Below are 12,458 nucleotides of genomic sequence, written 5' to 3' on the forward strand. Positions count from 1 at the left end.
TTCGAAGCCTAGGCAGCAGTCAGGCTGCTGCGAAGAAGATCACTTGAGGGTGACAGTCGCGCCGGCAGCCTCGAGGGTCTCCTTGGCCTTCTCGGCGTCTTCCTTCGAAGCGCCTTCGACGACGGCCTTGGGGGCTCCGTCGACGAGGTCCTTGGCTTCCTTGAGTCCGAGGGAGGTGAGTCCGCGGACTTCCTTGATGACGGGGACCTTCTTCTCGCCGGCCGATTCGAGGATGACGTCGAATTCGGTCTGCTCTTCAGCAGGAGCCTCTCCGCCACCGGAGGCAGGGGCGACGGCGACAGCGGCGGCCGGAGCGGCAGCCTCGACGTCGAACTCTTCTTCGAACTTCTTGACGAAGTCGGACAGTTCGATGAGGGTGAGCTCCTTGAAAGCGTCGAGGAGCTCGTCGGTGGTGAGCTTAGCCATGGTGGCTAGTCCTTCCTGTTTTGGTCACGATCAGTGACCGGTTCGGTTTGGGGTGATGCTCAGGCGTCGGAAGCAGGAGCGTCGTCCTGCTTCTCGCGGAGAGCATCGACAGTGCGCACGGCCTTGACCAGCGGAGCGGTGAAGAGGTAAGCCGCCTGGTGGAGGCTTGCCTTCATGGCACCGGCTGCCTTTGCAAGCAGCACTTCGCGGGATTCGAGGTCGGCGAGCTGGTTGACCTGTTCGGGGCTGAGCGCGGCTCCATCGAAGTAGCCGCCCTTCACCACGAGCTTGTCGTTCGCCTTGGCAAAGTTACGCAGAGCCTTGGCAGCCTCAGGTGGTTCGCCGTTGACGAACGCGATCGCGGTGGGCCCATTGAGGTGCTCATCGAGACCGGTGACTCCGGCTTCCTTGGCTGCAATCTTGGTCAGCGTGTTCTTTACCACGGCGTAGCTGACGTTCTCACCGAGAGAGACGCGCAGTTCTTTCATCTGCGCGACGGTGAGACCGCGGTACTCGGTCAGCAACACAGCGTCGGAGTTCTCAAACTGCTGTTTGATCTCCTCGACTGCGGCTGCCTTGTCTGGCCTCGCCATGGTGTTCCTTTCATAAGTCGTCCGGCCTGTCCCGACAACAGAAAAAGCGCTCCACGCAGGTAGGCGTGAAACGCTTGGCCGTCGATTCCATAGGGAATGCAACGGAAGAATCTCGAGCTCACCTGCGTGGGTCACTCACTGGGAGTCTTCGTCTGCGGGCACCGAGATCCGATGGCGGATCCTGATGATTCCACAGAGACCGACGGTCTTGGGTGATTCAAGCCTAACCGAGTCCTTCCCGGCAAGTCCAATCCACCCACCGAGACCCCTCCCACAACTACCTGACGGCGGCTCTGCAACCTTGCGCGAGGTTGCAGAGCCGCCGTCAGGTAGTTGTGGGCGGATCGCTGCTGTTTCGTCAGTATTCGATGACGACGCGACCGTCGATCTTGCCATGGATCATCTCATCGAAGATCGCGTTGATATCTTCGAGCGGCCGCTTCGAGAACGTCGGGTGGATCTTGCCCGCGGCATAGAACTCGAGCGCTTCGACCATGTCCTGCCGGGTGCCGACGATCGAGCCTCGGATCGTCAGCCCCTTGAGCACGATGTCGAAGATCGGGGCCGGGAACTCACCCGGCGGCAGTCCGTTGAATACGATGGTGCCGCCTCGGCGGGTCATGCTGATCGCCTGACCGAACGCGGCCGGGTGGACAGCGGTGACGAGGACTCCGTGGGAGCCGCCGATCTTGTCCTGGATGATCTCGGCCGGATCCTCGGCGAAGGCGTTGACGGTGATCTCTGCCCCGTGCTTCTTCGCCAGAGCCAGTTTGTCGTCAGCGACATCGACCGCGACGACGCGCATGCCCATGGCAACAGCGTATTGGACTGCGATGTGTCCGAGACCGCCGATTCCTGAGATGACGACCCATTGACCCGGCTGAACTTCGGTGCGTTTGAGCCCCTTGTACACGGTGACGCCGGCGCAGAGGACCGGAGCGATCTCATAGGGATCGGATCCTTCGGGGATGATCGCTGCGAACCTCGTGTCGACGAGCATGTACTCGCCGAAGGAACCGTCGACGCCGTAGCCGCCGTTGATCTGAGATTCGCAGAGGGTCTCCCAACCCCGTCGGCAATGCTCACAGGTTCCGCACGCAGTCCACAGCCAGGCATTGCCGACCATCTGTCCGACCTCGACATCTGTGACACCTTCGCCGACCTTCTCGACGATGCCGACTCCTTCGTGGCCCGGGATGAGCGGGACCTTCGGTTTGACCGGCCAGTCACCATGTGCGGCGTGGAGATCAGTGTGGCAGACACCCGAGGCGATGAGTTTGACGAGTGCCTGACCCGGTCCGGGTTCGGGAACCGCGTTGTCTCCGACGACGAGTTCCTGGCCGAAGTCCTCGACCACTGCAGCTTTCATTGCGGACATCATTCGCTCCTTTGTGATGATGGTTCATGTGACAATGCGGGGTTTGAGCTTGAGGTGGAACTACCCGACGGCGGCGCTGCAACGTGGCGCCAGGTTGCTGAGCCGCCCTCGGGTAGCAATTTGGGTCAGAAGAATCCCTGGGCGTTCTCCGAATAGCTGACAAGCAGGTTCTTCGTCTGCTGGTAGTGGTCGAGCATCATCAGGTGGTTCTCACGACCGATGCCCGACGCCTTGTAGCCGCCGAAGGCCGCATGGGCCGGGTAGGCGTGGTAGTTGTTCACCCATACACGGCCCGCCTGGATATCCCGGCCGGCACGGTAGGCGGTGTTGCCATCACGCGACCAGACTCCGGCGCCGAGGCCGTAGAGCGTGTCATTGGCGGTGGCCAGAGCATCGTCGTAGCCGGAGAACGTCGCCACCGAGACGACAGGCCCGAAGATCTCCTCCTGGAAGATGCGCATCTTGTTCGTGCCCTTGAAGATGGTGGGCTGGACGTAGAAGCCACCTGACAGGTCTCCTCCGAGCTCGGCTTTGCCGCCGCCGGTGAGCACTTCGGCTCCTTCCTGACGTCCGATGTCGAGGTAGGACATGATCTTCTCGAACTGGTCGTTCGACGCCTGCGCACCCATCATCGTGTCGGTGTCGAGTGGGTTGCCCTGGACGATGTTCTGGGTTCTGGCGACGACCTTTTCGAGGAAGGGATCGGCGATCGACTCCTGAATGAGCGCACGAGACGGGCAGGTGCAGACCTCACCCTGGTTGAGTGCGAACATCGTGAAGCCCTCCTGCGCTTTGTCCGCGTAGGAGTCGTCCTTGGCCAGCACATCTTCGAAGAAGATGTTCGGCGACTTACCTCCCAGCTCAAGGGTCACCGGAATGATGTTCTGTGAGGCGTACTGCATGATCAGGCGGCCGGTCGTGGTCTCACCAGTGAACGCGATCTTCGAGATCCGTTTGTTCGACGCCAACGGCTTGCCGGCTTCGAGTCCGAAGCCGTTGACGATGTTGAGCACACCTTCCGGCAGCAGGTCGCCGATCAGTTCGGCAAGCACGAGGATCGAGGCAGGGGTCTGCTCCGCCGGCTTGAGGACGATCGCATTCCCTGCGGCCAGTGCCGGGGCGATCTTCCACACGCCCATGAGAATCGGGAAGTTCCAAGGAATGATCTGTCCGACCACGCCGAGGGGCTCATGGAAGTGGTAGGCGACGGTGTCGTCGTCGATCTGCGACAGTCCGCCCTCCTGGGCGCGGATCGCTCCCGCAAAATAGCGGAAATGATCGATGGCCAGGGGGATATCTGCGTTGAGGGGCTCGCGGATCGCCTTCCCGTTGTCCCAGGTCTCAGCGACGGCGATCGTCTCGAGGTTCGCCTCGATGCGGTCGGCGATCTTGTTGAGGATGTTCGCCCGTTCGGCCACCGCCGTCTTGCCCCAGGCAGGAGCGGCCTTGTGTGCGGCGTCGAGGGCGAGTTCGATGTCTTCAGCGGTGCTGGCCGGGACCTCCGTGAAGGTCTTGCCGGTGACCGGGCTGGGGTTCTCGAAATAGTTGCCCTTGACCGGCGGCACCCATTTGCCGCCGATGTAGTTCTCGTAGCGGGACTTGAAGGTGACGAGCGCCCCGTCCTGACCGGGCTGTGCATAGACAGTCATTGCAACTCCTTTGATGCGGTCTGGTTCCACCGGATGTTCTCCGTGTGACCACGACGCTACAGAGGGCAACGTTGCATGTGGGTTGCATCACATCACCGAGGCGACCGCACCGCTTCGAGTCCAGAACCGCAGCGGGTTCGCCGAGGTCAGAGGCCCAGCGCCTCCAGACGCACGACCGCGGCATTGCGTTCGGCGGCCTCGGGTGGGGCCAGACGCAGCACCGTCATAAGGACTTCGACGTCATCGCGGAAGTCCGGCAGGTTCGCGAACCGCCACAGCTGCTGCCAGGTCCCTTCCTGCAACAGAGTCTCCCGCATGAGCGCATCCACTTCTGCCCCGATCTCGCGCACTCCCGGTGCTTCGGAGTCCGGCAGCACAGTTCCGCTGAACCGTTCGAGTGCCGAATCCGCGTCTCCTTTCGCCAGGGCCTGTACGGTGCGCTCGAGGTCCGAATCGACGTCTCCTCGCAGTCGATAGGGTCGAGCCTCGATGCGCAGATCGCCGAGGTCGCCGATCGTTCTGCGCAGACGATTGATCTCCGCCCGGACCGTGACTTCGCTGCCGCCGACCGTCCACAGCCGCTCCACGAGTCCGGCACCGCTGATGCCCTCAGGGAACCGGTGCAGCAAGAGCAGAATCTCGGCATGACGGCGGGTCAAGGGAATCCGTCGTCCACCAGGGGCTTCCAGAGCGGGGCTGGGCCCGAGGACGGTGAGTCTGGTGCCGACCGCCTCGGTGCCGGTGTGAATCTGCTGCGGGGTGAAGAGCTGGGACAACTGGGCGCCTGCGGCCTTCGCCGTCGAGGACAGCAGGGGCAGCACGATGGAGGACACTGCGTCGTCTCCCCCTGTGACGTCGATGATGCCGATGACCTGCCCGGTCAGAGGATGGGTGACAGGAACCGCGCTGCAGCTCCAGGAGCGGACGTCGGGGGCGAAATGCTCGGCCTGGCTGACCTGCACTGGTCGACCCGAGCGCAGAGCCAACGCTGGGGCTGAGGTGCCCATGACCTCTTCGGACCAATCCGATCCGGAGACGAACCCCATCGCTTCGGCTCGGTTGCGCACGCCGCGCTCCCCTTCGACCCACAGCAGTCGCCCCTGCTCGTCGCCGAGAGCCGCCAGCAGGCCGGCGTCCCTGGCGGGTTCGATGAGGTGAGATCGCAGCAGCGGCATGATCGCGTGGAAGGGATGACGCCGCCGCACCTCGGCGAGCCGATCGGCTTCGAATGCGACTTGGACCTGCACGCTGTCGGGGTCACGCAGCCGGGCCAGAGACCGATCCCACGATTCCAACACCGAGGTGCGCACCACAGGACCTGACGAACGTGTTTGAAGGCCCGTATCCGACGGTCCGGCCAGACGCTCATGTGCGCGTCGAACGGCGCGCTGGTAGGCGTCTTCGAGCAGCAGCGTCGAATCCATGGGGGACGGTCCACCTCCATCGGCGGGTGTCGGAAGTGAGTCTCAACTGCTCATAATCTAATCGCGAACCCGTCCGTGGACAAGTGCCCGTCCACCCACCAGAACTACCCGACGGCGGCTGTGCAACCTCGCGCGAGGTTGCACAGCCGCCGTCGGGTAGCAATTTGGGGAGAGGAAAGGGCGGGAGCGATTACTCGCTTCCCGCCCTCTTCCTGTGCATCGATCAGATGCGCAGGCCCGAGTGGTCGACGGGAACGGCAGGGCCGTTCGACGTCGTGACCGTGGCCTTGCTGATGTAGCGGCCCTTCGACGACGACGGCTTCAGACGCAGGATCTCTTCGATCGCTGCATCGAAGTTCGCCTGCAGAGCTTCCTCGGAGAAGGAGACCTTTCCGATGATGAAGTGCAGGTTCGAGTGCTTGTCGACGCGGAATTCGATCTTTCCGCCCTTGATGTCGGTGACGGCCTTGGCGACATCCATGGTCACAGTGCCGGTCTTCGGGTTCGGCATCAGGCCACGGGGACCCAGCACCTTACCGAGACGACCGACCTTGCCCATCATGTCGGGGGTCGCAACAGCGGCATCGAAGTCGGTGAACCCTCCGGCCACCTTCTCCAGCAGGTCATCGGAACCGACGTAGTCAGCACCTGCTTCACGGGCAGCTTCTGCACGGTCGCCGGCAGCGAACACCAGGACCCGAGCGGTCTTACCGGTACCATGCGGAAGGTTCACGGTGCCGCGCACCATCTGGTCCGCCTTGCGGGGATCAACACCCAGGCGGAGAGCGACCTCGACGGTGGCGTCGTACTTCGCCACTGTGGTCTCTTTGGCCAGGGCGATTGCCTGAGCCGGTTCGTAGTTCACATCTGCGGCGATCTTCTCTGCCGCGGCCTGGTAGGCCTTAGAACGCTTTGCCATCTGCTTTACTCCTTGCAGTCGTGGTGTGGGCTGCGTAGGCCCTACCACTGTGTGGGTTGAGGTCTCAGACCTCGATGTCGGTGGTGACGCCCATGGAACGCGCGGTTCCGGCGACGATGCGGTCGGCCTGTTCCAGGGTGTTGGCGTTCAGGTCGGGCATCTTCGTGGTTGCGATCTCACGCACCTGGTCGGCGCTCAGGTGAGCGACCTTCACGGTGTGCGGGGTGGCCGAACCCGACTTCACTCCGGCGGCCTTCTTGATCAGCTCGGCTGCCGGCGGAGTCTTGAGAACGAAGTCGAACGAACGATCTTCGTACACAGTGATCTCGACGGGAACGATGTTTCCACGCTGGGATTCTGTGGCGGCATTGTAGGCCTTGCAGAATTCCATGATGTTGACGCCGTGCTGGGCAAGCGCCGGACCGATCGGAGGAGCCGGGTTAGCGGCACCTGCCTGAATCTGGAGCTTGACGAGGCCGGCTACCTTTTTCTTGGGAGGCATGTACGGTCCTTAATCTTGAAGTTTCGATGTGCCAGACATATACAGCACATCGTTCGACGGCGACCTTCCGATAAGGGCCGCAATCAAACCACACCAGTATTCCATGCGCGCACACCTGTGGGCAAATGCTGGCGAGGCGGATCACCTGGTTGACTTCCCGTTCAAGCGCAGGCCCGAATATCGACCGAAGGAAGGCTCGAAATCCGGGCTCAGCCTTGAACGGGGGAATATCCTCGCCGAGGCGGCCGCCCCGGCAATGCGGAAGGGGCCCGGAATCGTCCGGGCCCCTTCGGTGATGATCGCCTCAGGGCGATCAAGCAGATCTGCGTGGTCTCAGAGCTTCGAGACCTGATCGAAGCCGAGCTCGACGGGAACATCGCGTTCGAAGATCGACAGCAGCACGGTGAGCTTCTGCGATTCCGGACGGATCTCCTGGATCGTGGCGGGGTGTCCTTCGAAGGACCCCTCCTTGACGAGGACGGACTCGCCGACCTCGAATTCCACCTCGGTCACGGGCGCGGACTTCGCGGCAGCCTCGGCGGCCGGCCCCTCGGCAGCGGCGGCCTCGGCCTGGCGCTCTTCGAAGATCGGCGCGAGCATCGAGAAGACCTCGTCGATCGACAGCGGGGTGGGGTCGTAGGCGTTGCCGACGAATCCGGTGACGCCCGGAGTGTGGCGGACTGCGCCCCACGACTCGTCGGTCAGCTCCATACGCACGAGCACGTAGCCGGGGATGCGCACGCGGCGGACCTGTTTGCGCTGGCCGTTCTTGATCTCGACGACGTCTTCCATCGGCACCTGGGACTCGAAGATGAACTCTTCGAGGTTGAGGCTGACCGTGCGGTTCTCGAGGTTCTGCTTCACGCGGTTCTCATAGCCTGCGTAAGAGTGGATGACGTACCAGTCACCCTCCTGCATACGCAGCTCGGCCTTGAATTCCTCGGCCGGGTCGACCTCGTCGACAGCGTCGCCGTCTACAGCGGCATCGTTCTGCGCAACGTCGGCTTCAGCAGCGTCGCCGTCTTCAGCGGCATCGTCCTGGACAACGTCAGCTTCAGCAGCGTCTGCGGACTCGTCGTCTGCGTTCTCGGCGGCGGTCGACTCGGCGTCGCCGGCCATCTCTTCGGGCTCGGGCACCACAGCGGCACCCGACTCTTCGGGAGTGACGTCCTGGGTCTCAGGGGTCTCCTGCTCAGGTGAGTTGGTATCCGACACCGATCAATTCCTCGCTTCGCGTTTTGTGATTCCCGGATGGGGGTGAAGTTTGAGCTTTGGGGCAGTCACGGCTGAGGCCGTGTCACCACAGGGGCCACAGCGGAGTTCCGCCGAATACGAATCCGACGAGCTTGCCGAAGACCAGGTCGAGGCCCGTGACGAGAAGCATCATGAACAGGATGAAGCCCAGCACGACGAGCGTGTAGTTGAGCAGCTGCTTCCGAGTCGGCGTGACGACCTTCTTGAGCTCTGCCACAACTTCGCGGAAGAACTGCAGGATTCGTCCGAAGAATCCGAGCTTCTTGGGACTGGAGGCACTATTGGGTGCGCTGCCAGTCTTCTTTGCCGGTGTGTCGCTCACACATCCTCACTCGGTCGGTTTCGTTTGGCTTCCACAATTGTTCGTGCCGGTCGAGGACGGCGCCTGGCCGATGAGACTTCGGCAGAGTCAACTGCGCAGGGGTGACAGGACTCGAACCTGCAACCTACGGTTTTGGAGACCGTTGCGCTACCAATTGCGCCACACCCCTCTGGTCGGATCGAAGAGATCTTGTCGATCCCTGTGGTGTCCGACCACGAGAAACGAGCATACCGTGCCCGACCGTCGTTCGTCGAACCGAGGGTCGAAGCACTGTCTCGAACGTGTCGACGCTCACTCACCGGCGGGTTCGTCGACCGGTGGCTGGCTCACGAGCGGCCGGGGTTCGGGGAAGCGGACCCACGGTTCGATCTGCACCTGTCTGTCCGGTGTGACGGTGATGATCTGCACGTCGATGGGCCGTTTCGTCTCGTTGTCGACGCGGATGATGCTCAGTTCCGCGTTCATCTTCAGTGGTCCCGGCGTCAGCGCATTAGCCAGGGCGCCGCCGGTCGTGGAGCTGACGTAGCGGGTTCCCGAACCGAAGTTCTCCGGTCCGACCCGACGGTGCCAGTGTCCGCTCAGAGCGTAGTCTGCGCATCCCGAGCGCAGAGTCGGTCCGCCGACGGCAGGATCGTGGATGAGCATGATGTCGAAGTCGGCCTCGCAGGCTTCGTCACGCAGCCGCTGCGCATACTGGTCGGCGGTCAGGTCGGTTTCGAGCTGCGGCCCGGATCCGAACACTGTGCGGCGAGGGTCGGCGGCGCCGAAGAAGGTCACCCCTGCCATCTCCGCGGTGGAGTCTTCGAGGACCTTCCAGCCGCGGGCCTTCGCATGCTGGGTCGTGCCCATGGAATCGTGGTTGCCCTTGACGATCATCCGCGGCAGCTTCTCCGGCAGTTCGTCGTCGAGCACATCGAGGCAGTAGTTCTCTGCCGACGTTCCGGTCATAGAGATGTCACCGCCGTCGATGTAGGCATCGGCCCGGCTCATTCCCGCGACCTCACCGACGACGCGAGCCATTCCGATATTGCAGTGGATATCGGATCCATAGACGAAGGTCGACACGCCTTTCTGTCCCTGGCCCTCACCGCTGTCAGCAGCGGGTGCTCCGATGCCGGCGGGTGGGACGAGTCCCCGGTCGGTCCAATTGCCGGTGATCGGGCGGTCGTTCCATTGCGCCCGCAGGGCCTCCAGAACGTCGTCGTAGAAGGCATCGTTGTCGTCGGCGAAGTCCTGCACCGCCCCGAACGCGGTGTCGATGATTCCGCCGAGGCGGCCCGTGACCTGGGAACCCGCCAGGGGCGTGCCTTCGAATGCCGGATCGGCGGCGATCGGTTTCGGACGGTTGAGCACGACGGTGCCGAGCCCGGTGAGGACGAGCACGAGCACCAGTCCGATTCCGAGGAGTTCTTTGCCGACGAAGGCCCGGATGACTGTGTCGCCCCGAGTGGGCCCGAGGAAGAGGACCAGACCGACGAGTCCGCCGGTGATCACACAGACGGCCAGCGCCCACCGGGTGAGGATCTCTTGGCTGAGTCCCTCGATGACCTGGTCGATCTGTGCCTGCGGGGCCGAGAACAGAGAGGCGTAGGAGGCGATGTCGCCGCCGAGGGCATCGACGGCTCCCCCGCCCGGATCCGCGACCGCCTCGGGGTCGGCTGCGGGGCGCTCTGCGTCGCTGGAGTCGCCGGACACGGGGATCTCTCCGATGTCGACGTGCAGTCCCAGGCCGAGGGGGATGACATCCTCGGTGGGGACGAGCAGCTTGCCCAGGGGGCCGAAGTCGACGGTGAGCCGGGAGTCAGCGGTGACCCGGTACTGCGCCTCATGCGGGCCGAAGGTGAGGTCGGCCCGCGAGGTGAACAGCGCCCAGGGCAGGGTGACGAGTGCAACCGCGGCCAAGGTGATGATGAGTGCGGTGATTCTGCGACGTGATGACACGGCCACCAGTCTAAGGACGCTTCCCGTCGTCGATGGAGCAGCCGATGAAGGTCGGTTCGGGTTCGAGTGTGATGTCGAAGGCGTCTTCGACACCGGAGACGATGGTCGCAGCGAGTTCGATCACATCTGCCGCGCTCGCGTGTCCCCGGTTCGTCAGCGCCAGGGTGTGCTTGGTCGACAGCGATGCCCGTCCGTCGCCGAGGCTGAAGCCCTTGGCGAATCCGGCATGCTCGATCAGCCAGGCCGCCGATGTCTTCGTCCTGCCCTCGATCTTCGCTCCGCTCAGCGGGTCGGTCACCGGGTAGCGAGGAGCCTCGGCGGGCAGGACCGCTGCGTCGTCGACGATGGGGTTGGTGAAGAAGGAACCGGCCGACCAGGAGTCGTGATCAGCCTCATCGAGGACCATGCCCTTCGAGCGGCGCAGCGCGATGACGTTCTCTCGCACGCGCTTCGCCGGGACGCGGGTGCCGATCTCGACGTCGAGTGTCGAGGCCAGCTGAGCGTAGCGCACCGGCAGCGACTCGTCACTGCGTCGGAGGTCGAAGGTCACTGAGAGCACGACGAACTGAGGGGTGCCGGCCGCGATCTGGGCACGTTTGAGCGCCGAGGTGCGGTAGCCGAATTCGAGTTCGACGGCGGTGAGGTGGCGGATCTGACCGGCCACACGGTCGAACACCTCGACAGAGGAGATGAGCTCACCGACCTCGGTGCCGTATGCGCCGACGTTCTGTATCGGGGTCGCACCGACCGATCCCGGGATCCCGGACAGCGCTTCCAACCCGGAGAGCCCGAAGTCGAGTGTATGGGCGACGAACGCGTCCCAGTCCTCCCCTGCCTCGGCGGTGACCCGGGTGTCGGTCGCCGTGGTCTCGGTCGTCTCCACTCCGGTGGTCCGGACCACGCAGACGGCGCCGTCGAACCCCGCATCGGCGATGAGCAGGTTCGATCCGCCGCCGATGAAGAGCACCCCGGCCCTCTCCCGACCGCTGAGTGCGAGCGGATGAGCGCGGCAGAAGTCGAGCAGCTCGTCCCGGGTGTTCGCGACGGTCACCTGCGGGGCCGGCCCGCCGAGGCGGAAGGTGGTGAACGCCGCGAGTTCCTGGGTGCGGGCTTCGGTCACCGCGAGATCCGAACCTGGGTGCGGCTGAGGACATCTGCCGCACCGGACTTCACGGTGATGTCGATGCGGGCGGTGCCGACGGCTGGGTCGACGGCGCCGACCGTGGCGGTGAGGGCGAGCGAGGTCGTCGGGGTCGCAGGTGATCCGGCTGCGGCGTCAGGGACGACGACGGGTGCGGAGAAGCGGGTCCGGTAGTCCACGATCGCACCGGGATCACCGAGCCATTCGGCGACCGGGGCGATGACCGCTGCCATCGAGAGCATCCCGTGGGCGATGACATCGTCGAGTCCGACTTCGCGGGCGAAGCGTTCGTTCCAGTGGATCGGATTGTGGTCGCCCGAGGCTGCGGCGTAGTCGACCAGGGAGGCCCGCGACAGCGGGATCTCCGATTCGACGACGGTGTCTCCGATGGTCAGTGCGGAGAGGTCGATGGGGCTCATTCTCCGTCTCCTCTCACGACGATGGTCGAGGTCACGGCGACGACGGGCTGCTGCGCGGCATCGGTGATCTCGGTGCGGGTGGTGATCATGGCGTTGCTGCCGGCAGCTCGGACACCATCGACGTGGGTGACGGCCGACAGCTGGTCACCGGCGACGATGGGGCGGGTGAACGAGAACTGCTCGGAGCCGTGGACGACCTTCGAGAAGTCGATGCCCGAATCGGGGTCGGAGATATAGGCGGCTTCGGACTTCTGCGCGATGATCACGGCGAAGGTGGTCGGAGCGACGACGTCGCGGTAGCCCAGAGCGGTGGCCGCCTCGGTGTCGAAATGGTAATCGGCCTTCGACCCGGTGGCGAGCGCGAACTCCGCGATCGCCTCCCGGGAGACCTCATAGGGCTCAGGCAGGGAGAACGAGGCCCCCTGCTTCTCCGTATTCACCGGCATATGCGCTCTCTCTTCCACTGGGGTCAGTATCGACACCAGCCTAA

Annotated in this window: 13 protein-coding genes and 1 tRNA gene; all 14 read right to left on the bottom strand. The window is 63.8% G+C overall.

Features of this window, described 5'->3' with window-relative positions; translation table 11 throughout:
• Nucleotides 1–39: 39 nt before the first annotated feature.
• The 14 genes from rplL to EB835_RS13130 all read right to left on the bottom strand — a co-directional run bounded on the left by rplL (nucleotide 40) and on the right by EB835_RS13130 (nucleotide 12,414).
• Entirely contained in the window at nucleotides 40–426 is a 387-nt protein-coding gene (gene rplL / locus EB835_RS13065) for a 50S ribosomal protein L7/L12 (RefSeq protein ID WP_135809902.1), read from the bottom strand.
• A gap of 59 nt (nucleotides 427–485) precedes the next feature.
• Nucleotides 486–1,019, bottom strand: coding sequence for a 50S ribosomal protein L10 (rplJ, locus tag EB835_RS13070; RefSeq protein WP_062244493.1), 534 nt, complete (start codon nucleotides 1,017–1,019; stop codon nucleotides 486–488).
• A gap of 358 nt (nucleotides 1,020–1,377) precedes the next feature.
• On the bottom strand, nucleotides 1,378–2,397 hold the full coding sequence (gene adhP / locus EB835_RS13075; protein ID WP_135809903.1) for an alcohol dehydrogenase AdhP: 1,020 nt from the start codon (nucleotides 2,395–2,397) through the stop codon (nucleotides 1,378–1,380).
• Between the two features lie 125 nt (nucleotides 2,398–2,522).
• Nucleotides 2,523–4,046 carry an aldehyde dehydrogenase gene (gene adh / locus EB835_RS13080; RefSeq protein ID WP_135809904.1) on the bottom strand — a complete coding sequence of 508 codons (1,524 nt, stop codon included), beginning with the start codon at nucleotides 4,044–4,046 and terminating at the stop codon, nucleotides 2,523–2,525.
• A 146-nt stretch (nucleotides 4,047–4,192) separates the two neighbouring features.
• Nucleotides 4,193–5,470: a helix-turn-helix domain-containing protein gene (locus tag EB835_RS13085; protein ID WP_135809905.1), complete on the bottom strand. Its 1,278-nt coding sequence runs from the start codon at nucleotides 5,468–5,470 to the stop codon at nucleotides 4,193–4,195.
• A gap of 223 nt (nucleotides 5,471–5,693) precedes the next feature.
• Complete coding sequence (gene rplA / locus EB835_RS13090; protein ID WP_135809906.1) at nucleotides 5,694–6,389, bottom strand: 50S ribosomal protein L1; 696 nt, start codon at nucleotides 6,387–6,389, stop codon at nucleotides 5,694–5,696.
• Nucleotides 6,390–6,453: 64 nt separating this feature from the next.
• Nucleotides 6,454–6,891, bottom strand: a complete 438-nt coding sequence (rplK, locus tag EB835_RS13095; RefSeq protein ID WP_135809907.1) for a 50S ribosomal protein L11 — start codon at nucleotides 6,889–6,891, stop codon at nucleotides 6,454–6,456.
• Nucleotides 6,892–7,224: 333 nt separating this feature from the next.
• Nucleotides 7,225–8,106 (bottom strand): transcription termination/antitermination protein NusG, encoded by an 882-nt coding sequence (nusG, locus tag EB835_RS13100; RefSeq protein ID WP_240688731.1) that lies wholly within the window; start codon nucleotides 8,104–8,106, stop codon nucleotides 7,225–7,227.
• A gap of 82 nt (nucleotides 8,107–8,188) precedes the next feature.
• A complete protein-coding gene (gene secE / locus EB835_RS13105; protein ID WP_135809908.1) occupies nucleotides 8,189–8,467 on the bottom strand; it encodes a preprotein translocase subunit SecE in 279 nt (92 codons plus the stop codon).
• 96 nt (nucleotides 8,468–8,563) lie between these two features.
• Nucleotides 8,564–8,636 (bottom strand) — tRNA-Trp (locus EB835_RS13110).
• Nucleotides 8,637–8,758: 122 nt separating this feature from the next.
• Nucleotides 8,759–10,408, bottom strand: coding sequence for a metallophosphoesterase family protein (locus EB835_RS13115; protein ID WP_240688732.1), 1,650 nt, complete (start codon nucleotides 10,406–10,408; stop codon nucleotides 8,759–8,761).
• A 10-nt stretch (nucleotides 10,409–10,418) separates the two neighbouring features.
• The gene (locus tag EB835_RS13120) at nucleotides 10,419–11,528 is read right to left on the bottom strand and encodes a UDP-N-acetylmuramate dehydrogenase (protein ID WP_135809909.1); all 1,110 of its coding nucleotides are present in this window, start codon (nucleotides 11,526–11,528) and stop codon (nucleotides 10,419–10,421) included.
• A complete protein-coding gene (locus tag EB835_RS13125) occupies nucleotides 11,525–11,968 on the bottom strand; it encodes a MaoC/PaaZ C-terminal domain-containing protein (RefSeq protein ID WP_135809910.1) in 444 nt (147 codons plus the stop codon). Before EB835_RS13125 ends, EB835_RS13120 begins: the two co-directional genes overlap by 4 nt.
• Nucleotides 11,965–12,414, bottom strand: coding sequence for an FAS1-like dehydratase domain-containing protein (locus EB835_RS13130; RefSeq protein ID WP_135809942.1), 450 nt, complete (start codon nucleotides 12,412–12,414; stop codon nucleotides 11,965–11,967). The genes EB835_RS13125 and EB835_RS13130 overlap by 4 nt, the downstream gene beginning before the upstream one ends.
• Nucleotides 12,415–12,458 lie beyond the last annotated feature (44 nt).

The organism is Brevibacterium sp. S22, from assembly GCF_004745485.1.
Lineage (GTDB): Bacteria > Actinomycetota > Actinomycetes > Actinomycetales > Brevibacteriaceae > Brevibacterium.